The organism is Blautia sp. aa_0143, from assembly GCF_004167315.1.
GTDB lineage: Bacteria > Bacillota > Clostridia > Lachnospirales > Lachnospiraceae > Blautia_A > Blautia_A fusiformis.
The window spans coordinates 131,690-156,848 of record NZ_RCXU01000001.1 but is presented as its reverse complement, the minus strand read 5'-3'; the positions used below and the strand labels follow the sequence as shown (position 1 = coordinate 156,848).

Annotated in this window: 26 protein-coding genes and 1 pseudogene; all 27 read right to left on the bottom strand. The window is 42.5% G+C overall.

Going from position 1 to position 25,159, the window contains the following annotated elements; genetic code table 11:
• Positions 1–32: 32 nt before the first annotated feature.
• The 27 genes and pseudogenes from tet(W) to EAI83_RS00600 all read right to left on the bottom strand — a co-directional run bounded on the left by tet(W) (position 33) and on the right by EAI83_RS00600 (position 24,643).
• Complete coding sequence (gene tet(W), locus EAI83_RS00735; RefSeq protein ID WP_129974462.1) at positions 33–1,952, bottom strand: tetracycline resistance ribosomal protection protein Tet(W); 1,920 nt, start codon at positions 1,950–1,952, stop codon at positions 33–35.
• A gap of 656 nt (positions 1,953–2,608) precedes the next feature.
• The gene (locus EAI83_RS00725) at positions 2,609–2,749 is read right to left on the bottom strand and encodes a Maff2 family mobile element protein (protein WP_092070311.1); all 141 of its coding nucleotides are present in this window, start codon (positions 2,747–2,749) and stop codon (positions 2,609–2,611) included.
• 241 nt (positions 2,750–2,990) lie between these two features.
• Positions 2,991–3,791: pseudogene (locus EAI83_RS00720) on the bottom strand (VirD4-like conjugal transfer protein, CD1115 family); the annotation flags it as partial.
• Between the two features lie 41 nt (positions 3,792–3,832).
• Positions 3,833–3,991: a transposon-encoded TnpW family protein gene (locus tag EAI83_RS00715; RefSeq protein WP_081731980.1), complete on the bottom strand. Its 159-nt coding sequence runs from the start codon at positions 3,989–3,991 to the stop codon at positions 3,833–3,835.
• 142 nt (positions 3,992–4,133) lie between these two features.
• Complete coding sequence (locus EAI83_RS00710) at positions 4,134–6,005, bottom strand: AAA family ATPase (protein ID WP_129974461.1); 1,872 nt, start codon at positions 6,003–6,005, stop codon at positions 4,134–4,136.
• Positions 6,002–7,498: a MobQ family relaxase gene (gene mobQ / locus EAI83_RS00705; protein ID WP_129974460.1), complete on the bottom strand. Its 1,497-nt coding sequence runs from the start codon at positions 7,496–7,498 to the stop codon at positions 6,002–6,004. The genes EAI83_RS00710 and mobQ overlap by 4 nt, the downstream gene beginning before the upstream one ends.
• The gene (locus tag EAI83_RS00700; protein ID WP_102287169.1) at positions 7,464–7,823 is read right to left on the bottom strand and encodes a DUF3847 domain-containing protein; all 360 of its coding nucleotides are present in this window, start codon (positions 7,821–7,823) and stop codon (positions 7,464–7,466) included. Before EAI83_RS00700 ends, mobQ begins: the two co-directional genes overlap by 35 nt.
• 104 nt (positions 7,824–7,927) lie before the next feature.
• Positions 7,928–8,710 carry a helix-turn-helix domain-containing protein gene (locus tag EAI83_RS00695; protein ID WP_055271742.1) on the bottom strand — a complete coding sequence of 261 codons (783 nt, stop codon included), beginning with the start codon at positions 8,708–8,710 and terminating at the stop codon, positions 7,928–7,930.
• A gap of 410 nt (positions 8,711–9,120) precedes the next feature.
• Positions 9,121–9,729: an ATP-binding cassette domain-containing protein gene (locus EAI83_RS00685; RefSeq protein WP_002593328.1), complete on the bottom strand. Its 609-nt coding sequence runs from the start codon at positions 9,727–9,729 to the stop codon at positions 9,121–9,123.
• Positions 9,726–11,690 carry a bacteriocin-associated integral membrane family protein gene (locus tag EAI83_RS00680; RefSeq protein WP_004845300.1) on the bottom strand — a complete coding sequence of 655 codons (1,965 nt, stop codon included), beginning with the start codon at positions 11,688–11,690 and terminating at the stop codon, positions 9,726–9,728. Before EAI83_RS00680 ends, EAI83_RS00685 begins: the two co-directional genes overlap by 4 nt.
• 215 nt (positions 11,691–11,905) lie before the next feature.
• A complete protein-coding gene (locus EAI83_RS00670; protein WP_129974459.1) occupies positions 11,906–12,250 on the bottom strand; it encodes a TnpV protein in 345 nt (114 codons plus the stop codon).
• Entirely contained in the window at positions 12,247–15,189 is a 2,943-nt protein-coding gene (locus tag EAI83_RS00665; RefSeq protein WP_129974473.1) for a DUF4368 domain-containing protein, read from the bottom strand. Before EAI83_RS00665 ends, EAI83_RS00670 begins: the two co-directional genes overlap by 4 nt.
• A gap of 215 nt (positions 15,190–15,404) precedes the next feature.
• Entirely contained in the window at positions 15,405–15,887 is a 483-nt protein-coding gene (locus EAI83_RS00660; protein ID WP_117457903.1) for a PcfB family protein, read from the bottom strand.
• Positions 15,888–16,011: 124 nt separating this feature from the next.
• On the bottom strand, positions 16,012–16,818 hold the full coding sequence (locus EAI83_RS00655) for a hypothetical protein (protein WP_129974458.1): 807 nt from the start codon (positions 16,816–16,818) through the stop codon (positions 16,012–16,014).
• Entirely contained in the window at positions 16,815–17,120 is a 306-nt protein-coding gene (locus EAI83_RS00650; protein ID WP_227094345.1) for a helix-turn-helix domain-containing protein, read from the bottom strand. The genes EAI83_RS00655 and EAI83_RS00650 overlap by 4 nt, the downstream gene beginning before the upstream one ends.
• Entirely contained in the window at positions 17,098–17,292 is a 195-nt protein-coding gene (locus EAI83_RS17120; RefSeq protein WP_173717691.1) for a hypothetical protein, read from the bottom strand. Before EAI83_RS17120 ends, EAI83_RS00650 begins: the two co-directional genes overlap by 23 nt.
• 59 nt (positions 17,293–17,351) lie before the next feature.
• A complete protein-coding gene (locus EAI83_RS00645) occupies positions 17,352–17,639 on the bottom strand; it encodes a DUF6809 family protein (RefSeq protein WP_015541255.1) in 288 nt (95 codons plus the stop codon).
• On the bottom strand, positions 17,605–17,991 hold the full coding sequence (locus EAI83_RS00640; RefSeq protein ID WP_005426609.1) for a DUF6050 family protein: 387 nt from the start codon (positions 17,989–17,991) through the stop codon (positions 17,605–17,607). The genes EAI83_RS00645 and EAI83_RS00640 overlap by 35 nt, the downstream gene beginning before the upstream one ends.
• Entirely contained in the window at positions 17,988–19,067 is a 1,080-nt protein-coding gene (locus EAI83_RS00635) for a DUF6017 domain-containing protein (protein WP_227094344.1), read from the bottom strand. Before EAI83_RS00635 ends, EAI83_RS00640 begins: the two co-directional genes overlap by 4 nt.
• 22 nt (positions 19,068–19,089) lie before the next feature.
• Positions 19,090–19,977 (bottom strand): ParB/RepB/Spo0J family partition protein, encoded by an 888-nt coding sequence (locus tag EAI83_RS00630; RefSeq protein ID WP_059085507.1) that lies wholly within the window; start codon positions 19,975–19,977, stop codon positions 19,090–19,092.
• Complete coding sequence (locus EAI83_RS00625) at positions 19,970–20,746, bottom strand: ParA family protein (protein WP_005426615.1); 777 nt, start codon at positions 20,744–20,746, stop codon at positions 19,970–19,972. Before EAI83_RS00625 ends, EAI83_RS00630 begins: the two co-directional genes overlap by 8 nt.
• A 23-nt stretch (positions 20,747–20,769) precedes the next feature.
• Positions 20,770–20,946 carry a hypothetical protein gene (locus EAI83_RS17115; protein ID WP_005426617.1) on the bottom strand — a complete coding sequence of 59 codons (177 nt, stop codon included), beginning with the start codon at positions 20,944–20,946 and terminating at the stop codon, positions 20,770–20,772.
• Positions 20,946–21,404, bottom strand: coding sequence for a DUF6075 family protein (locus tag EAI83_RS00620; protein WP_005426619.1), 459 nt, complete (start codon positions 21,402–21,404; stop codon positions 20,946–20,948). Before EAI83_RS00620 ends, EAI83_RS17115 begins: the two co-directional genes overlap by 1 nt.
• A 402-nt stretch (positions 21,405–21,806) precedes the next feature.
• Positions 21,807–22,682, bottom strand: a complete 876-nt coding sequence (locus EAI83_RS00615; RefSeq protein ID WP_129974457.1) for a hypothetical protein — start codon at positions 22,680–22,682, stop codon at positions 21,807–21,809.
• Between the two features lie 149 nt (positions 22,683–22,831).
• A complete protein-coding gene (locus tag EAI83_RS00610; protein ID WP_129974456.1) occupies positions 22,832–24,115 on the bottom strand; it encodes a site-specific integrase in 1,284 nt (427 codons plus the stop codon).
• Entirely contained in the window at positions 24,115–24,324 is a 210-nt protein-coding gene (locus EAI83_RS00605; RefSeq protein WP_129974455.1) for an excisionase, read from the bottom strand. The genes EAI83_RS00610 and EAI83_RS00605 overlap by 1 nt, the downstream gene beginning before the upstream one ends.
• Before the next feature lie 109 nt (positions 24,325–24,433).
• Positions 24,434–24,643: an excisionase gene (locus EAI83_RS00600; RefSeq protein WP_129974454.1), complete on the bottom strand. Its 210-nt coding sequence runs from the start codon at positions 24,641–24,643 to the stop codon at positions 24,434–24,436.
• Between the last annotated feature and the right edge of the window lie 516 nt (positions 24,644–25,159).

Here is a 25,159-nt window from a genome sequence, read left to right as displayed (position 1 = left end):
GCCAGCAATGAACGCTTGCATTGCGCAAGACGTTACATTATCTTCTGAAACATATAGCGCACCTTGTCCAGGCGGCTGTTTGGACGGCGGGGCTGGATGACTGGCTTGCCGACAGCGGCCTGATACCCTTTCAGTTCTGTAAGGCATACGCTCTGCCCGTTGGTGTAAAAGGCCAGATCAGTACGGTATGCCTGTATACAGCGGGCGGGAATCTCGCCAGTAAAGACAACTTCATCCTTTTTTACCTGGACCGTTTCGATGGTGGCACAGTATTTCGGTGCATCATGATAAGCCCTGGAAAGATATTCCCGGGGCGCATAGAGGGTGAAGGAGAGATAAGGTTCCAGCAGTTGCGTCCCTGATTCCTTCAATGCCTGTTCCAATACAATCGGGGCCAATGAGCGGAAGTCCGCCGGCGTGCTGACCGGACTGTAATAAAGCCCGTATTCAAAGCAAATCTTACAGTCCGTTACGTTCCAGCCGAACAAGCCCTGCTCCAGCCCGTAACGGATACCATCCCTGACAGCGTTTTGAAAACTCTGGTTCAAGTATCCCAGCGAAACCCGGCTCTCGTATTGTACACCGGAGCCAAGCGGGAGTGGTGTAACAGACAGTCCGATGGATGCCCAAAACGGGTTGGGCGGCACCTCGATATGGATGGTGTGGCTGGCTGCTTTGAGCGGCCGCTCCATATAAATGACGGTGGGTTCCTTTACCACTGTTTCAAGCTTGTATTTTTCCGACAGCAAAGCGGAAACAACCTCCAACTGCACCCGGCCCAAAAAAGAAAGAATGATCTCATGGGTGATGGAATCCACCTCGCAGCGCAAAAGCGGGTCAGTATCCGCAAGTTGCGTAAGAGCGTCCAGCAGCCGTTCTCTTTGCGCTGCCGTTTTCGGCGCAATCGACGTCCGCAGCATGGGGAGGGGGTCCTCACGCCACCTTTTACGAGGGAGCCGGGTTGGGTCCCCTAATACATCGTTTAACCTCACGCTGTCGCTGGGAAGGATAACAATTTCACCCGGATAAGCGGTGTCTGTCCGAACAATTTCCCCTTTGGATGGAATACGCATCTCTGTGATTTTCAGCTTTTCTCTCCCGGCCAGGGCCACCGTATCCCGCAGGCGCAGCGTTCCGCTGTATAGCCGTAGATAGACACGCCGCTGGCCGCAATCTGTATACTCCACCTTGAAAACGCTGCCGCATAGGGCGGCGCTCCCCTGTTCCCCAATCGGTTGGAACAGCCCTGTCACCGCATCCATCAACGGTTGAATGCCAAGGCCCTTTTTGGCGCTGCCATAATAGACCGGGAACAGGGAGGCGTCTTGAACCCGCTGCTGTTCCTCCCGCGCAAGTTTTTCCCGGCTGATTGGTTCTCCTGCGATATACTTTTCCAATAATTCATCGTTATTTTCGATGACCGCATCCCATGCTTCTATGTCGGTATTTTCCTCCAGGACTATTTCCGGGGACAGCGACACCGTCTGCTTGATGATAATATCGGCGGAGAGCTTATCCCGAACAGACTGAACCACGCTCTGCAAATCAACGCCAGCCTGGTCGATCTTGTTGATAAAGATAACGGTGGGAATGTTCATTTTCCGCAGGGCATGGAACAGAATACGGGTCTGGGCCTGCACGCCATCTTTAGCGGAGATCACCAAGATGGCCCCATCTAAAACAGCCAAAGAGCGGTACACCTCCGCCAAAAAATCCATGTGGCCGGGCGTATCCACAATGTTGACTTTACATCTGTGCCACTGGAAGGAAGTGACTGCCGCTTGAATGGTAATCCCACGCTGCCGCTCCAAAAACATGGTGTCCGTCCTCGTTGTCCCTTTTTCGACGCTCCCCGGTTCTGAAATGGCTCCGCTGGCATATAGCAGGCTCTCCGTCAAGGTCGTCTTTCCAGCGTCTACATGGGCAAGAATTCCAATATTGATTATTTTCATGTGATTGTCCTCCCTTTACTGCCCCGAAGGGCATAAAAATCCCCAGCAGTAAAATACTTTTACCACTGGGGATTATAAGTTGCGGACATACACATATACAGCATACACCTGTTTGTGAGTGCTGTTTTTGGGGATATGTCAAAATTGATAAGGCAAAAGTATTCTTGAATTGGGTACAAAAAACTAATCCCCTACAAAAGGGACTATCATAATCCTTTGTTCCCACTATTTGATTATAGTTTTATTTAAGAATACCTTGCCGCATATTTTTTACTCCTTTTCTGGAATTGAATTATTATATCATTATTATATCACATCAGTTTTAGGAAAACAAGTATCTAAAAGAAATTTTTCTTCCCCTTATATGTAACAATCATACCGGCTTCCTAACGTTCAGAATGGTTTCTACTGTCTGCTGCGGTGTTTGGTTGGAATTGTCCAGCCAAAAGCCGATCCGTGGTGTTGTCTGCATTTTACTAAATACAAATTCAATGTATACAGAAAGAAATATATAAGGAGTGGGAGGGATTCCGCCGTAGTCGGCATTGTAGGAAAATCCAAAAGTTTAGATTTTCTCAAAATGCTTATCTTTTGGTCTTTGGTTCGGAATAGTGTAGTGCTGGCGGTCTATCTCTTGTTTTCGGTTGCTTGCTTCCTTACCGTACATGAGCATTTGCACCCGGATTGTCCGTTCCATATCCTTCCAGCAGATTGATCACTCCCCAGGCTGCAAGTCCGGCTCCGATCGCACAAACCAATGTTTTTAAGGTCGTAATTGCCGTTGTAAAAAATGCCATAAGTGTACCTTTGGAAAACTTACATTTTCCAGTCCTTTCTTAGATTTTTTCCAGAAATGGAAGAAAACACTATATAAACCCTGCCTTTTGTGCTACACTAAGCATAGGATTTTCTACTTGGAAAATTCCTCACACGTACAGTCGGTATATTCATTTTCGTCGATGGATACCGACTGTTCCCTTTTTCCAAATTATTCATGATTTCCTCCCATGATCCACTTCCCGACAATTTGTCGAGAAGTTACATCTGATACAATTCCACTTCATCCTCTGGTTTCAGTATCAGATTAGTACTCAGATGTTTTTCAATATCAAAGGTATTCTTTTTGTCATAATCGGACAGATATTTGTAGTTTTTATGTTTGCAAATATCGTATTTATTTGAGAAAAATGGTCTGACACCTCTCACCTGCAGAATACATTTTCCCCCGTCCATGACTGCTATTTCATCTTGGCTCATCAACTCCTTTCCTGTTTTCTGGTAGTTCATTCCATAAGACCGCTGACTGCCTCTCGTATCCGATGTGTTATAAAGATCTATGGTTTCTTTTCCCAAAATCTCCGCTATTTCCTTTAATGTCGTTTTTTCCTTTCCACCCAGGAATAAGGTCGTATCACAGTTCCCTTCGATGGTATCGGCATTATCCTTATAAATTGCCTTAAGCTGAGACTTTGACTGCAAAATAATAGAAGCTGAGATTTCCCGGCTTCTAATCGTAGCAATCAGTTTTTCGAATTTAGGAATTTGTCCGATGTTCGCAAACTCGTCCAGGAGACACCGCACATGAATTGGAAGTCTGCCTCCATATACATCATCAGCTCTGTCACAGAGCAGATTAAAAAGCTGTGTGTACATAATAGAAACAATAAAATTAAAGGTATCATCGGTATCTGAAATAATAACAAACAATGCAGTTTTCCTGTCACCAACCAGATCCAGTTCCAGTTCGTCATAACTCATAAGCTCCCGCAGTTCCGCAATATCAAAGGGTGCGAGTCTTGCACCACAACTGATCAGAATAGATTTTGCTGTCTTACCAGAGACGAAAAGTCAAGGACTTTTTCATCAAATTCAAAAAGAAGTCACATTTTGCGGACTTCCTCACGGAGCAGACGCTTGATTTTGTCCTCCATCGTTTCTTTTGCGGTCTGGCTGAAATGCACACGGACGATATAGGTGGTCTTGCCGATCTGCTTTCTGACAGTCGGGCAAGGGGTACTGTTGGTTGCGGTATTGTTCATTCAAAATCCTCCTGTAAATAAAAAATGCCCGGTGACTGTTCATCATCGGGCGGTGTCGGTATGAGGGAACAAGGCAAGGCGGCAACATTAAGGTATCTATAAGAACCTTGCCGTCTTTGCCACGCTTGCCGTGTTCCTGTTGTCAGTCTCGAAGATAGCAGACCCATGCTGTGCCGTCTTTCTCGGTCACAAGTCTATCCCCGATACGGCTCTTTGCCGTTCTCATGGTGCGTGAGGAAATCCCACGCTCATTGACCGCCTTTTCCAGCTCTGCACTTGGCATACGCTTTCCGTTTGCAAGCAGTTCCAGAATGAGCATTTGCGCCTGTGCGGTCTTGCTCTCGGTCTTGGCGTTGTCTGCCCCGGCAAGAAGCTCGTCAGCGGTAATGTCATAAGCTCCTATCCATTCAAAGCCTTTCTCGTCTCCCAGAGAAAAGGCAAGGGACTGTCCGGGCGGCGCAAGGGAGCTTTTCTCATGGATAAGCACCCTCGTTGTGGGGCTGTCCTTCAGCTTGCCGATAAAGAGCAGACTGCGGACTGCCGCCGTAATGTCGATAGACCCCAATCCCCGGTAGGTGCTTTGCGTTCCTGCGGCTTTGTTCAGGTGTCCTATCAGCACGATAGCGCACCCGGTAGCCTGTGCAATGTCTCCCAGACTGCGAAAGATGGGACGGACTTCATTTGCCCGGTTCATGTCCACATCTGCGCCCAGAAACGCCTGTACCGGGTCAATGATAACCAGCCTTGCGTTGTTTTCCCGGATTGCCCTTGCTATGCGCTCATCGGCAAGGGTCAGCGGCGTGTCTCTATCGTCAATGACAAGCACTCTTTCAAGGTCTGCGTCCGCTTCCATCAGCCGGGGCTTAACGGTATCGCCCAGACCGTCCTCGGCGGTCTGATAGATGATATTGAAAGGCTCAAGGGTCTCCATACCGGGCAAGGGCTTTCGGTTGGTGCAAGCCGCCGCAAGACGCATGGCAAAGTAGGTCTTGCCCTCGCCGGGGTTGCCCTGTATGATCGTCAGCTTTCCAAAGGGGATATACGGAAACCATAGCCAATCCACGCTCGTCAGCTCCACATCTGCCATACGGAGCATGGGGACAGGCTGGGCGGTGGGCAGCTCTCGCAGCGTGATTGTCTCGGCTATGAATTTGCGGCTGGGAATGTCCCCTTGCTGACGGAGAACATCGTTCCAGTCTTTCCTTGCCGGGACAAGGCGAATGACGGCGATCTCGCTGGGAATAGACTGTGCCAGTCGGGTACAGGCTTCGCTTCCTGCGGTGTCGCTGTCAAGGCAGAGGAATACTTTTCGGGTGTCCTTGCGTTCAGAAAGAAAACGGTCAAGGGCTTTGCCCGAAACACCGCCCAGCGCAAGATAGCTTCGGCTTTTCCAGTCCTGCGGATAAAGGCAGATAAAGGACAAAAGGTCTATCGGCGCTTCAAAGACAAAGAGCTGGTTGCCGTTGCCCTCATAGCGGAACGGATAGGACTTGTCAGACCCGGCAATGTCCTGTCTGAATGGGTCTGCCGTTCCTCGCACATGGGCGTATCTCGGCGTACCGCTTCGGTCTCTGCCGACAAACACAACATTGTGCCGCTTTGCGTCCTCGTAAATATCACCGGAAAGAAGAAAAGCCTCAACAAGCGTTTTGTTGAGACATCGGCTTTCTGTGAGATATTGGATTGCTCTGTCGGCTGTTCTGTTGTGCAGGGGCAAGTGAAACTCTGTGGGCGGTGCTGTGCTGGCTTCGCTCTGTCCCTCACCGCTTTCGCCGGTTAAGAGATGGACGGCTTCGGGAAAGGACTTTCCGTAAAACTCCATGACAAAATCAATGGGATAGCCGCCCTTGCTCTGGCTGTGGCGAAACCATTTGTTTCCCCGGACGGTCAGGCTGTCATGTTCTTTCCAGCGGTATTCCCGTCCGCTTTTGATAAGCGTCTCTCCCTGTGTACGGAGAAAATCTTCCAGACTGACGGCGTTTGCCCGGTCAATCTGCGCTTGGGTGTAATTCATCGTGATAGTTCCTCCTTTTTGTGTCGTGTTTGGGGTCGATTTTGGAGCATTTGTTCCTCTGTACGCTCGTTAAATCGGGCGGCAGTATCTACGCATGACTTGACCTTCCAAAGACGGTGTAAATCGTCTCTGACGGTTTTAAACTCGCCATAGGTGGTGTTGTGTGCCTGTTCCAGCTCGTCATACTCTTCGGTCAGCTTTTTCATATCCACCTTGCCGTCTGGGAACTCTCCGCTCAGCTTTCGTCTGGCGGCGTAGAACTGTTTCAGTTCCGCTTCATGCTCTGCCTTGTACTTGGCTCTGGGCTTCTCAAACTTGATTTTCTGCAAGCCGTCATAGACAGGCTTCAAGCTCTGGAAAGCAGCGGAGCTGTCATAGAGCTGCTTAATTGCTTTCATTCGGGCGGTCTGTTCGTCCAGCGTTTTCTTCAAGCTCTCTGTGGCAGCACTGTGTTCGCTGACACGGTGTTCCAAATCTTCAAGGGAGTAAATGCCGTTTGCCCGGAGATAATTGAAAGTCTCGTTCATCTCCTTTAGATTGCTGACCTTGCCTTTCTGCGAATAAGCCCCGGCTCTGCGCTGGGTGTAATAGGCGTTCAGCAGCGAAACAAGGTCGGGTGCCTGCGGCTTGGCAAGCTCTGCTTTTGCTTCGGCAATCCAATCAAACAGGAGAGCGATTTTCTTCTTGATGTCCCGGATAACGGCATTGGTGGCTCTAATCCAGCGATTGAACTCGCCTTTCTCGGTGCGTATGCCTTTCTTCTCCATTGCCCGGACGGTTGCGCCCTCATGGACGGTGGGAAGAAGCTCCACGCCCTGACGCTCATAGCTTCGGTGGTCGATACGAACGTCAAGCCCCTTTTCCACAAACTTGGCGTTGCATAGCTCCGCCCATGTCTGCCGCCAGTATTCCAGCGTTTCGGGACTGCCCCAGTCGGTAGTGGGAACGGCGTTGAACACAAACTTTCCGTCTGCGTCCCGGATACGGTTGCCGTCCTCGTCCAGCTCATACACCCGGCGTTGCTTTAGTCCCCATTTGCCGTTCTGCTCAATGGGACGGATAGGGCAAAGAACATGGAAGTGCGGATTTGGTATGCCGCCGTCCTCCCGGTCGGGCTGGTGTACGGCGAAGTCAACCACCATGCCCCGGCTCACAAAGTTTTCCAATAAAAATTGCCTTGCAAGAGCGATGTTTTCCTCAAGGGAAAACTCATTCTGCAAGGCAATGTCAAAGCTGTATGCGAGCTGGGCGTTCTTTCCACGCTCGGCTTTTTCCACGGCGTTCCATAGGGTCTGGCGGTCTGCGTATTCGGGCGGTGCATGGGACGGCAGGAGAATATCGGAGCAGATCACGCCGCCCTTGCGGGTGTAGTCGCTGTATTCGCCGTAATACTCGCTATACAATCGCTCCCCAGCTCGGTAGGCGGCAGAAGCAATAGCGGACTGTCCTGCGCTTCGCTTAGTCTGCGTGACGCTCAGATGAAATAGTGCCATCGGCTTTCAACTCCTTTTCTCTGTTTGCTTGGCTGATATGGGTAATCGCCATGTGACGGACGGCTCGCTGGACTTCGGACAGGGAAAAGATGTGTTCCATCAGCTCTGTCATTTCGGTGCGTGTGAGATCTTTGACCTCCGGGGCAAGGCTCTCAATCGTGCCGCCCAGATTGCAAAGGCGGTGGGTGCGCTTGGTGCGTTCGCCTTTCTCCAGATACTTCTTTCTGTTCTCCAGACGCTCCAGCTTGTGCTGTTCCTGTGCAAGCTGCGTCTCGGCTCGTTCCTTTTCGGTTCGGAGCTGTTCAAGAGTTTTCGGTTTTGTCATTGTGATTGACCTCCTTTTTTGATTTTTGGGATAAAAAAAGACCGTTAACTTTTCGCACATTGCGACCAGTCAACGGTCTGATTTTCTGTATTTAATTACAGGTGTTACCACCTATCGATTTTTGATTGCACTTTGCGCCTAAGCCTAAACCAAAAGCGGTTTGAGTAGCTATCGTTATGCACTAACACTTCGTAAGTTGCCATCGTTCCAGAAGAAAACACCATGCCAAATATTCCAACTGCTAAAGCTAAAAAAGCAAAGGCATGGTAATCTTTCCACAGAGTATTTCCACGCACCGTAAACACAAGTAACAGCAACCCTGCGATATACAAAACGGTACTGGCAATAGCCACTATCACATATTTTTTCTTTTGCGACTGGTATTCATTTGCAAGACCTTTTAAAAAATCATAATCAAAAATCAACGGCTCTTTTCTCAAAACTTTGTATTCATCTTTGGGGATAAATGCTGATGTGACAAGTGCAATAATTCCTGCAAGTATGCAAATGGACATACCCAACACTTTCCATGCAGTCGCTGTCTGAAACACGGTGTAGGGTATTCCAGCTAAAGCAAACAAGGCGAATCCGGCACCAAAATATTTGCAAGTTTTTTTCTCGTTGGCGATATAGCCAACAGCCATTTCTCTACTTACATAATAGCCTTTTTCATCTGCGCTACTTTCCGTTTTTTCGTCTTTCAGTAGGAAGTCAATAGATACCTCAAAGACATTTGAAAGCAACAGCAGTTTCTCTGTTTCTGGATATCCTTGATTATTCTCCCACTTGCTGATTGCTTGTCGGGTTGTTCCCACAAACTCTGCAAGTGCTTCTTGTGAGAGATTTCTTTCTTTTCTGAGTTTGTAGATTTTTTCTCCTAAATTCATAGGTGATACCTCCTTTGGTTTTGATAGCATAATTCTACCAAAGCGAGGTGTCATTATCTATCTTTCGGGAAATGCACTTTGTCAACTTCAAGTTGCAGATATGTTTTCCAGTGCATAACTGTCCTTTTTCAAACTTGCTGGCGGCGAACGGTTTGTCAAAACCGTTTGCGGACGGCAAGTACACAGGGGATAGTCGCTTTAGCGGCGCAAGGGGGTGTAGCCACCTTGACGGAACGAAGTGACGAAACATTCTCGGTCGAGCAGTTTTCTTCTGCTGACCGGAAATGAAGCTCCGCAGGACGCACTACTCTCGACAGAGAGTATAGAAGTGCGCCCTTTAGTTCCTAAAGGGATTTTCTTCTGACCCAAATTATATAAAATGTAGATCAAGACATTTCTAAGAGGTACTCTCAGATTTTCACAACATAAGGTTCATCTTCAATAATACCCTGATCGTGGGTAACAATGATAACCGTTTTACCTTCTTCATTGAGTTCGTGCAATAACCTCATAACAATATCTCTATTTTTCTTGTCAAGTGAGCCAGTAGGTTCATCTGCCAAAACAACAGAACATTTTTTCATCATAAGACGAGCTAAAGCAACTCTCTGTTGTTCACCACCGGAAAGCTGATAAACTTTTTTGTTAACTTCCTTTGATAACCCCACACGATTAAGAGCTTCTTTAAGTGATACTTTAGTTCGGCTTGATTTTTTAATCAAACTTAAATTTTCTTTAACTGTCTTATTTTCAAGCAGTGCAAAATTCTGAAAAAGAAACCCCACTGTATCCGCAAAAAAACTGTTTTTATTTTTAAGCCGGGTAATATTCAGCCCTTCGATTATGATACTGCCGCTATCCGGTTTTTCGATACCACCAATCATATTGAGTAAAGTGCTTTTTCCACTGCCGCTATCGCCGCTGATTACTACAAAACTTCCATCCGGAATTTCTAAATTAAAGTTAGAGAAAATTATTTTCTCTCCAAATGCTTTATTTAAGCCACGAATTATAATCATAAACATCCTCCCTTCAATGACTTTGAGATATTTGTTTTTTCAACCCACATAATATTTGTGAAAATGATTGCCATTTCAATAATGGTGAGCAACGCTCCAATCAGTAAAGCAATCCCGACACTTGCGTTAGATATAAAAATTGAAACAATGCAAATCAATATCACAACGGCTATATTTTCTAAGAGATTAACGGAAATAAATCTTTTGTGCCTTTCATAAAAGCGATAGCCCAAAACCTTTTTGAGGGAGATTTCCATCGCATTAAGTCTAAATTCCATTTTCACTTCAGATATGATGATAGCGATATCTAACAGCAATACTAATACGCAAAGAGAGCTTATAAAGCCAATCAGTTTCACGAGGAAACTATGACTATAAATGTAATCCTCTCCGACATTCGTCAGCATAAAATAGTGTGAACCAAGCTGTTCTGAATATTTTTTCGCAACACTGCGAATTGTGCTTTCATCGCATCCGTAGATTACCTCACCATTATATGTTCCTGTTTCGATATAACTTCCATTTAAAGCAACAGCCTCATTTGCCTGATAAATCACAATCGGATTTGTTACTCTTGACAATCCGTCAATAGCCTCTTCTCTGTTCGAATTGAGATAATAAAATTGTTCTCTGCCAGAATATTCTTTATAAACAACACGCAGTTCTTCTGCATTTTGGGTAAGAGAGCCAATTTCCTCTTTTGCGATATCTTTGTATGATTCCGCATTTCTTCCCTTTGGCACGAAGACCACGATATCCTCTTTTTCATCATCTTCAGTAAGCATATCAGAAAACCCTTGTAGCATATCTCTGGCATTATGATTTACAAAAATATAATTATCCGTATCGCTTATCCGGCTGCCTATGCAGACCACCGGATTTATCGTGTTGTATTCATTTTCGTAAAGGTCATTCCAAAATTTGCTCTCTTTGGATTCCTCCTCATTTTCTTCAAAAGGAGGTTCAATCTGCATAACTCCAAAATAATAATCATTATAATGATTTTCTAAAAGAGTAGTGTTTGTAAGTAAATTACCTTGAATGCTACTGAGATTTGTAGTTATTGTAAAAATTGTCATAGCAGTAGCAAATACTTTAAGACCGTTCAGAAGATAAAACATACCTTTTTTATCTGAAGCATTGGCAAAGGCTTTTTTTACATCAAAGCGGACAAAAGCAGCATAAGGAATTACGGAAAGAACTGCTCCGGCACAATACACTGCCAAAATGAGATGATCTTCATACGCTCCCGATATAAATTGAGAAACAAGCAACTTTGCTAAGACGAATAATGCAGCATATGAAATCATATCAGCCACTACAGCTTTTAGAGCAATCACAGCAGCATTTTCGCCCAGAGAAGCTCGTACAACTACTTCCTTTTGCCTGCGTATCACCTCAATCATATTAAGTACAATCATCAATATGGCAACCAGGCCCCAAACAATGAACATCATATCAGTTTCGGTTGATTGCCAAAACTCTGGCTGCGATATAGAATATTCTTTTGCCAAATCTTGATATGTGGCAATAATGTCATCATCATCACCGATATAGCTGACCATTATTTCCTGTCCATTGCCTGTGTTTTTTGCTTCTCTAAAATCTTCAAATTCTATTACGGTGATTCCACCTATCAAAGCCGTATATGTTTTTTCCTCAATATCCATTGTGCTTTTAAGACTATCCCGAACAACGGTATCATCACCATAAATATAAAGTCTTGTCTGATAATTAGAAACTCTCTGATTAAAAGTCGAAAAAATATGAACACCATGCTTCTCAGCTGTATCTTCTGCATTGGCTAAAAATGAATCCATATCGTCATTAGTAGTTGTGTATCTGGACGATAAATAATAAGCACCATTAAAGTTCCAGAGCATATTTTGATATACTTCAGCTTGCATAACAAAAGCAAAAATAATCGTAATCAACAGCAATATATTTCTTATATGTTTCATTTGAAATTCTTAAACCTCCTTTGAATAGGTAACAGACACACGATTGCCCAAAATACTAATATGGATTTTTTCATACAACCACATTCTCTTGTTAGATTCTAATTTTCCGTTTTCTTTATTCGCATAAATTGTACCATAAAACTCGTGAACAATTCTACCGCAACTTTGGACTACATGAGAAAAGTCCGAACAGTTTTCTGCCCGGACTTCCTCGCTCAATCATAAATCAATTCCGCTTTCACAATCTCCTCTGCCTGTGCCTTGCAAGCGTTCATCTGCCGCACCCATTCCATTTGGTTTTTGGCTTTTAGTTGCTCGGTCACGCCGTTTTGCTCTGCCAGTGACCGCACGATCAGCTCCATGCGGTTTCGTGCCGCTTCGTCAATCTCGGCGCAATGCTCAAAGAGCTTGCCGGATAGCACCAGCTCATTGAACAGTATCGGACGGTGCATTTCCAGATACGCCTTGCGAAGTCTGCCGTAGTGTCCGAGGGGCTTGGTCTTGCGGATAACGATGTTCGGGATAAGATAATCGCCGTTCTGTGTATAAGTGATATTCATGCTGTTTGTACTCCTTTCATCGGCTCTCTCTGCGGTAAACTGCTGACAGGGACGAACACTCCCTTTGCAATATCCTCCGCACGAATAGCGGCTTTCTTGGCTTCGATTTCTGCCTTTTTTCTCCCCTTGATTTTGTCCTCGTATCGCTTCTGCGCTCCGCTGGCTTTCCGCTTCAAGTAGTTCTGATGAAGCCTGTCCTTGCGTTCCTCACGCTTGCGGATTTCCTCTAATTCCTCCGGGGTAAGCTCCGCTTCTCCAAACGCCGGGGGAACGAATCGCCCAACAAAATTGAAGTAAATCTCGACCTCCTGTGTGGTCTGTATACTGCCTTTGCGGTCACGCTCATGCACAAGGATTTTCTCGATAAACTCGTTGAGCATGGCAATGGTCAGCTTGTCGAAGTTCTCGTATTTGTCAATCAGAGCGATAAAACGGTCAGCGTCCTTTTCGTGCTTTTCATAACTCCTGATAGCCTTTTCCAGAGCAGAGATTTCATCGGTAAGCTCGGCTTGCTCCTTTGCGTATTGAGCGTCCAGAGTGGCGTATCTGCTGTCGGACAGCTTTCCTAAAATGTTGTCCTCATAGATTTTGCAGAGCAGAACTTCCAGATCGGAAACTCTCTGCTTTGCGGCGGCAAGGCGTGTCCGCTGTTTCCTGACCTCTGTGGTCTGCTGGCTGGACTGTGCTTCCTGCACCACACGGACAAACTCGGCTCGGTCATGCTTGGCATATTCTGCAATGGCTTTCAGCATTTCAGAGACAAGGGACAGCACCACATCTTCATTGATACGGTGCTGTGTGGCGCAGAGCTTTCCGACCGGGATTTTGCTGTACTGTGAGCAGGTATATTGAGAGATACGCTTGCCGTTGTTGGTGCGGTGGACATACATCTTGCCGCCGCAATCGGCGCAATAAAGCAAGCCTGTGAGGGGAGCTGCTTCGCCCCAGCCGTCCGGGTAGCGTCTGACATTCCCACGGATTTTCTGCACAAGGTCAAAGGTCTGCTGGTCAATGATAGCTTCATGGGTATTCTCGAAAATCGTCCATTCGTCCTCCGGGACATAATGGCTTTTCTTGTCCTTGAAGTGCTTTCGGGTCTTGAAATTGATGGTGTGTCCCAGATATTCACGCTTTTCAAGAAGGTTGCAGATGGTGGAAGAACCCCAGCCGTACACATCTTTGAAAGTCTTATTCTTGTTCACGCCCTCGCCGTGCTGGGCAAGGTAAGCGGACGGAATGAGGATTTTTTCTTCTTTCAGCTTGCTGGCGATCTGATACGGACCGTAGCCCTCAATCGTCATGGCAAAGATACGCTTGACCACCTCTGCGGCTTCGGGGTCAACCAACCATTGGTCTCTGGCTTCGTTCCAGAGATAGCCGTAAATGACTGTGCCTGTGAGGTGCTTGCCGGACTTGCCTTTGGACTGGAAAGTGGAACGGATTTTACGGCTGGTGTCTCTGGCGTAATACTCGTTCATAATGTTGCGGAAAGGGGTAAAATCATCGTCCCCTCTGGCACTGTCCACGCCGTCATTGATGGCGATAAGGCGAACGCCACGCTGACGCAGGATTTCCATAATCTGACCGACTTTCAGATAGTCACGACCCATGCGGCTCATGTCCTTGATACACAGGTACTCCACATTCCCGGCTTCCACTTCTTTCATCATTGCTAAAAATCCGGGACGGTCAAAGCAGGTGCCGCTAATGCCATCGTCCGTGAAATGGACAATGTTTGTAAAACCCTGCCGTGCGGCGAACTCCTCCAACATTGCTTTTTGATTGGATATGGAGTTGCTCTCACGCTGCTGGTCATCATCTTTGCCAAAGTCATCACGGCTCAGTCGTTCGTACAGAGCAGTGATTTTCTCGTTTTTTCTCATAACTTGCGCTCCTTTCTTCGGTTTTAGGTTGTGTGTTCTAAGAGACTTCCCAACCGCTTGATTAAGAAGTCTTTTAGAGCATACAACACCGGCGGCCAGCTTGTATTTTTTGTACTGCCTTACCGCAAAATGGTTCGGGTCTTTCTGCTCCAGTTCATCAAACATCAGATCTACTGGATTCTTGAAATTCTCATCATCTTCCCTGGCTTCTGACGCATTGATCATTTCCAACAGAGTATTAAAATTTTTTTCTTCTTCCCTGCCTTCATACCAGATATAGCCAATCAGGGCACAATAATAGAGTTTTTCCGCCTTTACCCAAAAATCCTCACCTGATTGCTGCCCTTCACCTTTGGTATTAGCAATAATGGTTGTTACCAGTTTTAGAATATCTTTTTCACTGCGGATATATACAAACGGATTATAGTGCATGGATTTTTTGAAGTTAATTGTATTCAAAACTTTGATTTTATACGGTTCATATATAACTTTTCCCTCTTTGTCCCGCATGATTTTTCCATTCTCATCCGTCATTGGACTGCCTTTTGCCAGCATACTGCCAACTTCCAGAAGCACAGTTCCCTTTGGATCAGTAATCACATAAGAGCTGTGCATCTGCATAATGTTAGGCTTTACAAAAAATCTGGTTTTTCCAGAACCGGAACCGCCAATTACCAGAATGTTTTTATTCCTGGCGTATTTCGGATTCTTTGGTCTGCTTGACATAGTAAGACTCTCTGTTTCTGTGAGAATAATATTATTTTCAAATTCAGGATCAGCATATGGTCGTATATCTTTTTCTGTTCCCCATCTGGCAGAACCATACTCCACACCCAGCCGATATTTCCTGGCATTTTTCGTGCGGTAAATAATAATAAACTTTACAGCCACGCCTCCTGTAATTCCCCAAAACAGATCCATATGATTCAAGCTTGGCCAGAGATTCCGAAATGCCAGTTCAAAATAAGTAATAGTGTTCATAAATTTATCCCAGGAAGTTGCTCCGGTGTTTACCCGATACAGCCAGGCAATCTTATTGAAAAAATAAGCAAACATCAGATAGGGGAAATTAGCTAAAAACAGCTTTTTCTGATCTGCCCTCTTCAATTCACTTGCCTTATCCGTAATCTGATTTTTCACATCCGCAAGAATTTTTCCTGGGATACTCTCTGAAGAAAAAAAAGCTTTTCCAGATATTTTTCTCTTTTTCGGAGAGCCTCTGATATGCTGAACTTTTCCTCTTTTCTTCTTATGCTGCTGTTTTTTCTCCGTCATAAACTCTGCCCTCTGTCTTTCTGCTGTTCTCTTGCTCGTTCTCTGTTCTTTCCTTTAGACACAGCATCCTTAAAGTGCATAAGTTTTTTCATAATAGATGGTTTATCCTTTTTATTCATCTGTACACCCAAATATTTCTTAAATGCCAGATTCATCATTTCTGTATCCTGCCCTTTAAAGAACACATAGTAAGTCGGTGGCTTGGTCGAACTGTCTTTTTTCAAGGCAAAATCTAAGCGGTATTTCTTCGCCACACGCTCAAAAGACTTGATATTTCCATCTGTGATTTCAATATTGGATAAACCAGAACCCTGGCTTTTCAGTTCTTTGTATGACTGTTTTCCAACCTTGTAAGGATTCTTTCCCTTTTGCTTCTGTCCTGACAGATACTTCCGCAGCATATTTTTTAACACGTCGGCAGTCACTCTTGCAGTTTTAACCGACAATGCGATTGTTTTCTGTGTAACTTCTTCCTGCAATTTGCACGCCTCCTTTCGATTCTGATCCGCAAATTACGGTGGTACTAACAGATGGGGGAGATATATTTTCATTGGAATTTGACTCCTTTCCACTTCCCGACAAATTGTCGAGAAGTCATGGGTTTTAATTTTCCACTGTCTGCTTCAATAAATAAATTGTGCTGAACTGCACATATAACTTTTCTTCTTCCCAATCCATCTGATCCATCAGCAGGCATTGGAATAATACATCTACATCCTGCAATTTATAAATCCTGTTGCACGTTTCTGACAAACCTTTTAATTCCGGAATCTCTTGCATCGCATTTCGTCTGTGCATAAGACATTGCAAGTATAATGCTTCAAGATGTTTCTGGCTGAAAATAAGTGCTGTCGTATCCTGTTCATTGACTGTACATTTACGTTTTTCTAACTCTTCTTGGGAAATGTCCAGAAAACATCGGATATTTTCGACATATACATCACCATCAAATGTTGGATGCTTTTTCTTAATCCATCGTTTTGCCGCTACCTCCATATTCTTTCTGTCTCGATCAGATCTGGCACTACGGAAATTCAGCCTTTTGCCCATTTCTGCATAGATATTACTTTTCACCTGCCGCTCTGCCAAAGCTGCGTATTCTTCATTGCGAAAAAAATAATCTAAAAGTTGGTTCATCTTAGCCTGACTATCTACCAAATGATAACATTCCTCGGAAACCCCCAAACCTGCAAATGCAACTGGCGCACTTCCTTTTTTGATTTCTTTTTCAATTACTCTTAAAATGTCTCTCTGTGATTCCATTTCTCGGTTTCCTCTCTCTTCTTCATTTTTCTGATTCTTTTCACAAATCATCAATAAATTTTCATCTGCTCTTTTCGCTGTCAGTGTCAGTGAATAACAAACAAAGATCAGCAACAGTGATACCAATGCACTTCCAACACCAATCATAAAAACTTTTCCCCCACCAATACATGAAGCAATCCGTCCCATTTAAAAAACGGACTGATTTTTTTCAGCATAGCAATCAAGTCCGCTTCATTTTCTATTTCAATATCCAAAAATTCTATTACACTAATTTCAAGTCCATCCGCAATTTTCTTTAATTGTTCTACTTTCGGCTTTCGTATGCCTATTTCATACTTCCGAATTGTATTCACATTAATTCCTGTTCGTTCTGCAAGCAGCTCCTGCGATAGCCCTCTCTGTTTCCGAAAATAACGAATCTTTTCATTTATCTCCATGTCTTTCATCTGTTGAACTTCTCGACAATTTGTCGGGAAGTTGTTCCCTTTCCCTGTTTTCTTTTCCTTCATATCCATACATAGATATTTCCTCATCCAATAGCCTTGCAACCATAAAGCAACAAGACAGCAAAAACAAAAGCACTATTCCTGCCATAATAATAATTATCAAATCAATCACATCTCATCCTCCTATGTAAGCGGTACAGAAAAAGCAGCCTTGACAGACTGCTTTTTCAATCACCATATTCTATTTTTGTTCTCATGTAAAAAGGCTTCCGAAATTGTGCGAATCCCAAACGCTAATCCATCTATGTAAGCGTCTCTCTGTTCTGTTTGTTTAAGATTTAAAGTATATTCCTTGTAATCCTCAAACATTGCCTGCAGATCCGGACTCATTAGACTTATCATTTCCTTTTCTAATGTTTCACACAGTTCCTTTGTCTCTTCATAACTTTTACTTTGTGTCTCACATTGATTCATTGGATAAATGCTATAATACAATTTTTCCAGTTGCTTTTCGCTCATTTTTGATCACCATTTCTTTCAGTCTTTTTATGATCCATATAATTCCAGAAATGCCGTTTTTTAGCAAAATGCCTGCTACAGCTAATAATCTCCAGGCAAGAACCCCTATTCCAATCAAACTTCCTACCATCAGTTTAAGTACCACCAAACCAAGCATTTCCCCTGTCCCCACATTTCTTGGAACGACCAGCAAAAACATTTTCTGGATTCCGAAAGGTATTCCCACAAAAAGCAATAATTTTCTCCAGTCTAATATTTCACCATTCATGCACATAGGGTGAACAATTAAGCAGATAATCATAGCTATTGCACCAGGAATTATCAATTTTGTTATAATTTCTTTTCCTCTCATATGCCACCTCCGTACATATCATGATTTACTTTTGCCTGGTAATAATTGCCTATTGTCGTTATTGAATTCATAAGACAGGTAAGCAAGTACGCTTTTATGTTCTTTACTTCCCTGGTATTCTCATGCAGACAATCAAGTACATACTCTATGTGGCTTTCTTCCAGCAACAATAATCTGCTTTTTACGAACTGATATGGGTATTTCACTCCACTGATCGTAATATTCTCCCGTTCTATGCTGATTGTTTCCACAATTAGTGCCACAATTTCATCCAACTGTTGCTGTTCCCCTAGTCTGCATCGTTGTACAAGACAGTCATATTCAATATTTCTTTTTACAAGTGCAGTATTCATCTGGAATAACTCCATCTCTTCCATCAAATCCATTGACTGCTGTTCGGAAGAATCTGAAAGATTGATAAGATCAGTATTATTCCTGTCCGTATTACTAATATCAGTATAATTATATTTAGTATTAATTGGGTCGATTTTTCCGACCTCTGTAGTTCTGATTTTTCGACCACGATAAGTCGTATTTTCCGACCTCTTGAAGTCGGTTTTTCCGACCCCTTGAAGTCGATTTTTCCGACCACGATAAGTCGATTTTTCCGACTCCGATAAGTCGACTTCTTCGACCTCTCGATTTTGTTGAATACTCTCTTCGGATTCATCATTGTTTTTAACATCTTTTGATGTCCTTAAAATAAAGTTCTTTACATAAATAATATCCGGTTTACCAAATCCTTGTTTGACTCTTTCAATTAATCCGATTCCCTTTTTGGTATCCAGTTCTGCAAGCGTTTTCATTGCTTTATCTCTTCCACAATTCATATACTGAATAACCTGTTCAACAGTAAAAATAATATAAACCTTACCCTCTTCATCAAACCATTGATGTCTGATAGATAAAGCCATTCTGTCCAGCATCAGCCCATAAAGAACCTTTGCATCGCTGGACAGATTACGGAAATATTCATCTGTGAATAATACTTTGGGAATACGGTAAAAAGCAAACTGTTCCGATTCATAATCGTGAAAATAACCAAACTCTATTTTTGTGCTTTCGGATTTTGCCATTTTGCTTTCCCTCCTTCCCTCGTTATTGGCTTTTCTTCCAGTTATCAAGCAGTTCATAGATAACCTGTTCAATCTGTTCTCTGTTATATTCCTTTGGAAAATACTTTCGTATTTTCTTTTCAGTTAAAGTAACTTTTCCTGTCTCTGTTTTCTTTTCATTCAGAATAAGCTGTACCGCTAATTCTGTCAGATTACCTTCATCGCTGTATTGCTTCAGTTTTGTCGCCATTGAACCTGTAACAGAGCTTGCTCCAGACACTATGCAGTCTTTCACCCAAATCTGCTCCGTTTCTGATAAATAGGTTAATGAAACACCTACTGTAAAATTAATCTTTCCTTCATCCAACAATTTCAGCAATTCCGGAATAAGACAGGTCAAGCGTATGTAACGCTGAACGGTTCTTCCACTGTCACCGGCAGCCTGTCCAACCAGATCTGCACTGTCAACAGAAGCTGCGTTTTCGTCTTTTATGCCCTGATGTTTTACTGCATCCATCTTCATCTTATAAGCATATGCCTTTTCGCTTGGAAGCAAATTTTCTCTCTGTATATTAGAATCCACCATAACGATTACGGCTTCATCATCGGTATAGTTCCGTATGAGTACTGGCATTTTACTTTTTCCAGCCAGTTCGCAACCACGTTTTCTCCTGTGACCAGCAATCAGTTCATATCCTCCCTCTGCGCGAGGACGTACCAATGCAGGATTTAAGATGCCATAATTCTTGATACTTTCTACTGTTTCAGCCATTTTTTCATCATCATTTACATGAAATGGATGATTTCTAAAAGGATGTAACTCATTTAATGGCACTTCAACAATCTGATTAAGAGTATTCTGTTCAGCTTCATTGATTCCAAGCAATTCATCATAAGAAGTAAGCTGAATTTCTTTCTTAGGTTTACGCATGATTCAGCACCTCCTGGACAAGTGCTTGATAACTGTACGCACCTTTTCCTTTTGCATCGTAAGAAAAAATACTGACACCTTCTGATGCAGTTTCGGCAAGAGCTTCTGTTCTTGGAATTGTCTGATCAAAAATTATAATCTCTGCTCCATAAGCATCTCGTACTGCCTGCTTATTTCTCTTTGAATTATTATAATGACTGCTGTCCATTGTAAACAGAATCCCTTCAATCTGTAAATCAGGATTAAATCTCTGATGAATGCCTTTCACAACTTTCAGTAATTCCATGAGGCCATCTGCCGCATAGTATTGAGGCTGCACCGGAATCAAAACGCTATCAGCTGCACTTAACGCATTAATTGTCATCATTCCCAACGAGGGCATACAATCAATCAGGATATAGTCATAATCATTTTCCAAAAGTTCCAGATATTCTTTTAAGACTTTTTCTCTGTCCTCTACCGTAAATAATGACATGTCCATTCCCGAAAGAAGTTTATTAGATGGAATTACATCTATTCCTTCCTCATGGTGTAAAATTGCTTCCCTGGGATCAAATTCTAATCCCATAATGATATTTTCCATCATTGTTTTCAATGTTACCCTTAAGTTCTTTGGAAAACCAAGTCCCATTGTCAAATGTCCCTGTGGATCAGCATCTATCAGCATTACACGTTTTCCAACCTTAGACAGTCCTACTCCAAGATTAATAGTGGTTGTAGTCTTTGCTACTCCACCTTTTTGATTTGCGATTGCGATTATTTTGCACATGATATAATTCTCCTGTTTTTCTACTATTTTTTATTTACATTACTTTTTTCAATTTCAGCATAAGCTCTATAATATTTGCTCGTCCCTTTATTGGAATAAAGTTCCGATAATTCCATAACTTCAATTTTAGGATGACGCTGCAGGATTTTCTGAAACCATGCAATATCATTTTTTGTTCCCATCAGTCTCACTTTCAGCATTAATCTATTCCTCCAAGCATGGCATGTAACTTTTGATTGTACACTACATATTCCGGATAACGGATCTGTATTGCCTGCCAAAAATATGGTGCATATACACAGCAGAAGATATCCTCTACTGTATACTGTCTGCACTCGTTTACCTGTTCCTCTGCATCTTCATAATCCCAAACGCTTGGCGTGCTGTTACAGTACAGATTAAATGCCATCCTTACCACTTTTAAGCTACCGCTTGTCTGCCATCCTTCATGTAAACATTTCGTTTTAACAGACCCCGTTTTAAAATTATAAATTCTGTCAGCATTTTTTCTGGTATCTCCATTAATACCCAGACAATAACACAATGCCTTATGGTACACATCCTGATACCGTACTTCTTGTAATTTTTCATAGTAGAATTTTTCATGTGCATCACTGATAAAAATAATGTTTTCTGCTCCTAACGCTGTACTTTTCATTTTGAACCTCCTTGAAATAAAAAAGGACCTTACCAATTGTTCTACCAATTAATAAGGTCATACTATATGTTACTTTTCTAAATTCGTGCTAGGGATTCCTCTTTAGTAAAAACTTAGTAAAACATCCCTACTGGTTCAAAAATATACTGTAAAATCAAGGTTTTTCAGAATTTTGCTAAGGTAGTGCCGTGGCAGATAAATAATACTTTTATCAAAATGTAATTCCTCCTAAAATGCGCTGTCCTGCACCGATTTGCTCCGATTTATCTCGCCTGTTTTTAGGGTGTAACAGCATCTACTCTGTCACAGTTTTCCCGAAACAGGGCAAAATGGAGCAAGTTACGGCAGGCTGTAGTAGTAAAATGGTAGTAAAAATCGGGGTGTTTTACTACCGCTAAGATTTTATTTATCCCAAAAGTGTTTTATCTTATACTGCCATATAGCTTTTCTGACTGCTTTATCAACTTCTTTGGCTCTCAAATTACGCACTTCTGCAGGTTGCTTGATATCTTCCATAGTATCATATTTTGAATTATAAATTTTAATAAACATTTTTATATAAGTTGGATCATAACCTAAATAATCTAACAGTTCATTCCAATACATAGCCATAAAACGCAAATCTATAAAATAAGTAGATAACCTATTTCCTAAATCGTTTAGTTCCTTTTCATTTTTCTCCAATTCATATTTTTTGTATAATTCCTTGATTTCCGGATAATTTTTCCTCAAATTTGGCAATCTATTTTTTATATTATTCACAATACTAAGCAGCTTAAAATTTAGATTAATAAGAAAACAAGACTGTACTGAATCAATAAGAAGATCATTATTTTCATAAGACAAACTCAAGGTGATTATATCCACATCACCACTATTCTTTTTATAAAATTCATAGAACATCAATGACTCTCTTCTTCTCTTATCAAGCACATCTTCATCCGGCATTCTTTCCACTTTTTCAGGGATTTCGTCCTTCAACTTACAATATATTTCTATTCCATCATAAACATCTTCTATAATCTCATTACATCTAAAATCCTTCTTCAGCATCTTTTTACTATGATAGACCTGAGTAATATAAATAATCAAAACCGCTAAAATACTACATAAGATGCTGCTGACATACGAATTCTTCATAATTGATACTATCGTTTTAAATACAACACATGTACTAAGTCCCTTAAAAACCTCTATTTTAATTGCAATTGCTATAAGTAGCATGAGACAAATCATTAATAACACAAACATTACCTGTCTATACAAAGATTTTTTCAATAATTCACACCTCCATTACTCCAGCCTTTTAATCTTTCATCAGTTTACCACAATTTCTCCCACGTCACAATAAAAACAGCCACATAACGCAGAAAGGGCAGTTGCTCGGATTCAATCCAAGCAACTACCCTTTCATATCAAAATTCTTTCTATACTACTTTGAACATCTTCTGAGTCACAGGCTTCTCCCCAATGGTCTTTTCCAATTCCTTCTTGGCAGCGTTCAGTTCCTCCATACGAATCATCTCGTCTTTCGCATCCTCCAACCCCAAATGGGTGTATGTGTTCATGGTAACGCCGATGTCCGAATGCCCCATGAGGTACTGCAGCGTCTTTGGATTCATTCCCGATTTTGCCATATTCGAGCAATAGGTGTGTCGGCATACATGAGGCGTAATGTTTGGCATCTGCACTCGGTAAATGTCATTGTATCTACCGACCATATGGTTGAAGCGGTGCTGCCAGTGCATTGCCACAAGTGGCATTCCATTATCATCGTAAAATAGAAATCCACTATATCCGTCTATGGTTTTCTCCACTTTCGGTGCATTTCTGTCCTCAATAATTGCCTGAAACATCTGTGCCACATCCTCTGTAATCGGCAATACTCTTGTTCCGGCATCCGTCTTTGTAGTTTCTATGATGTATCGCATATCCGATGTTCTCTGCAATTGGTGGTCGATATTTACAGTTCTGTTCTCAAGATCAATGTCCTTTAGTGTCAGTCCACAAAATTCCGATATTCGCATTCCCGTATGAAAGAGTATGTACACCACTTCATAGTATTTACAGTACACCACATCGTCATGCACAAACTTTAGGAACTTTCTCATCTGCTCTTTTGTGACTGCCTCTCTTGTGACTGCGTCGTTTACCAATACCCCGGCAAACTGGAATCCGAATGGATTCTTTACCAGAATGTCATCATCCACCGCCATCTGAAAGGCTGGTCGCAGCACTCCCCGGATGGTATGAATGGAACTGTAGCTTTTCCCATCTTCCTGTTGCAATTTTATAAGGAACAGCTTTGCATCGGAAGTTTTCACACTTCGTATCGTCTTTTTGCCAAATGTTTCCTTCGCAAGCAATCTCTGTACTGTAACATATCCCTGTTTCGTGCTTTGCCTTACTCCGGTCTTTGTTTTCAAATATCGGTCTACCAGTTCACAGACTGTCATCTGTCCGTCCACGATATTTATAAGCAAATCTAAATCTGTGTTTACCTGTTTTTCCAATTCACGAAGGGAAAGGCATGGTTTCTTGCCCTTTGGAAGTTTGTCCGTAGGCTCCAGTTTCCAACTGTATACAAAATGTGGTTTTCCATCAATGTGATATTTATATTGATATTTTCCGTCTGCTCTTATGCTTTCTCCCGGTCTTAATACTCTACGCTTGGAATCCCGCCTTGTCTGACCTCTTCCTGACTTTGCCATTATACCCGCCTCCTTAGTTCTGGATGGTTATGCAGATACCTTTCAAAGGCTACCCGAAGAATCAGCTTGCGTTCTCCGTAGTATGCCAGAAAATCTTCTCCATCCGTATTATTCAATAAATCATAAAATTTTCTCCGGCTCAGAACAAAATATTCAATTGCCTCTGAAGGATTCAAAATATCCTTTTCTGCTAAACTTGGTCTTGCCATAAAAGTACTTCCTTTCTGTCAAAAGTGGCTGTTTTCAAGGGTTTTCGGGGTCATTCTATGTTCGCTCTTATGCCCTGTAATAGCAACTACTTTCGGCAGATAAAAGGAACTATATTTCTGAAGAATTAAGAATAAATTCTTCGAACTTCGGGCGGATAATGAGGAATCGGTTTCCACAGTACACCGCCACCGTTCCAAGGTTATCCTCTGCAATTCTTCTCAGTTTCTTTATACCAATATTAAAATAAGCTGCTGCCTCCTTGATGGTGAACATATACTTCTCACTAACAGGAAGCATTTCATTGCTTTCTGCATTCATAGTATCTCTCCTTCCGACAAGGTGGTCACACAGCTGACTCCTTTGTACTATTTTTTCTTTTTTGTCATTTTTTTGATGAAAATTTTTTATTTTTCCTACAAAAAATACCCTTTCATTAATACGAAACGCTGAGAGGCATTTTTACAGCCCCCTGAGGAAAATTTTTTTATTTTTTCGGTTAATTGAATACTTAAAAACAAAAAAACACTCACCTATTCCAGGTGAATGCCTTATCAAAATTTCCTTATTTTGTTGTCTGTGACGCTTATCCAGATATGCCTGCATATCTGCTAAAATATAATTGCCAGCAATTATATTTTCACGTGGGTATGGGGACGTAATCCCCATCAAGTCTGCTACTCGTAAGTAATACAAAATTGTCAAAATGACAATACTGTAATACACGGGTGGATCTTGCTCTGGTATTTTCTCCTCATCAAATCGGTTTGTGATATTTGGATGCTACTCTAAAAATATTATGATGTTCACTAATCATTATGAACTCTTGTCTTTTAA

Coding starts and splice junctions, on each gene's coding strand:
- EAI83_RS00725 (WP_092070311.1), bottom strand. CDS start 2,749: ATGGCATTTTTTACAACGGCAATTACGACCTTAAAAACATTGGTTTGT.
- EAI83_RS00715 (WP_081731980.1), bottom strand. CDS start 3,991: ATGAACAATACCGCAACCAACAGTACCCCTTGCCCGACTGTCAGAAAG.
- EAI83_RS00710 (WP_129974461.1), bottom strand. CDS start 6,005: ATGAATTACACCCAAGCGCAGATTGACCGGGCAAACGCCGTCAGTCTG.
- mobQ (WP_129974460.1), bottom strand. CDS start 7,498: ATGGCACTATTTCATCTGAGCGTCACGCAGACTAAGCGAAGCGCAGGA.
- EAI83_RS00700 (WP_102287169.1), bottom strand. CDS start 7,823: ATGACAAAACCGAAAACTCTTGAACAGCTCCGAACCGAAAAGGAACGA.
- EAI83_RS00695 (WP_055271742.1), bottom strand. CDS start 8,710: ATGAATTTAGGAGAAAAAATCTACAAACTCAGAAAAGAAAGAAATCTC.
- EAI83_RS00685 (WP_002593328.1), bottom strand. CDS start 9,729: ATGATTATAATTCGTGGCTTAAATAAAGCATTTGGAGAGAAAATAATT.
- EAI83_RS00680 (WP_004845300.1), bottom strand. CDS start 11,690: ATGAAACATATAAGAAATATATTGCTGTTGATTACGATTATTTTTGCT.
- EAI83_RS00670 (WP_129974459.1), bottom strand. CDS start 12,250: ATGAATATCACTTATACACAGAACGGCGATTATCTTATCCCGAACATC.
- EAI83_RS00665 (WP_129974473.1), bottom strand. CDS start 15,189: ATGTTTGCTTATTTTTTCAATAAGATTGCCTGGCTGTATCGGGTAAAC.
- EAI83_RS00655 (WP_129974458.1), bottom strand. CDS start 16,818: ATGATTGGTGTTGGAAGTGCATTGGTATCACTGTTGCTGATCTTTGTT.
- EAI83_RS00650 (WP_227094345.1), bottom strand. CDS start 17,120: ATGAAAGACATGGAGATAAATGAAAAGATTCGTTATTTTCGGAAACAG.
- EAI83_RS00645 (WP_015541255.1), bottom strand. CDS start 17,639: ATGAGCGAAAAGCAACTGGAAAAATTGTATTATAGCATTTATCCAATG.
- EAI83_RS00640 (WP_005426609.1), bottom strand. CDS start 17,991: ATGAGAGGAAAAGAAATTATAACAAAATTGATAATTCCTGGTGCAATA.
- EAI83_RS00635 (WP_227094344.1), bottom strand. CDS start 19,067: ATGGCAAAATCCGAAAGCACAAAAATAGAGTTTGGTTATTTTCACGAT.
- EAI83_RS00630 (WP_059085507.1), bottom strand. CDS start 19,977: ATGCGTAAACCTAAGAAAGAAATTCAGCTTACTTCTTATGATGAATTG.
- EAI83_RS00625 (WP_005426615.1), bottom strand. CDS start 20,746: ATGTGCAAAATAATCGCAATCGCAAATCAAAAAGGTGGAGTAGCAAAG.
- EAI83_RS17115 (WP_005426617.1), bottom strand. CDS start 20,946: ATGCTGAAAGTGAGACTGATGGGAACAAAAAATGATATTGCATGGTTT.
- EAI83_RS00620 (WP_005426619.1), bottom strand. CDS start 21,404: ATGAAAAGTACAGCGTTAGGAGCAGAAAACATTATTTTTATCAGTGAT.
- EAI83_RS00610 (WP_129974456.1), bottom strand. CDS start 24,115: ATGGCAAAGTCAGGAAGAGGTCAGACAAGGCGGGATTCCAAGCGTAGA.
- EAI83_RS00605 (WP_129974455.1), bottom strand. CDS start 24,324: ATGGCAAGACCAAGTTTAGCAGAAAAGGATATTTTGAATCCTTCAGAG.
- EAI83_RS00600 (WP_129974454.1), bottom strand. CDS start 24,643: ATGAATGCAGAAAGCAATGAAATGCTTCCTGTTAGTGAGAAGTATATG.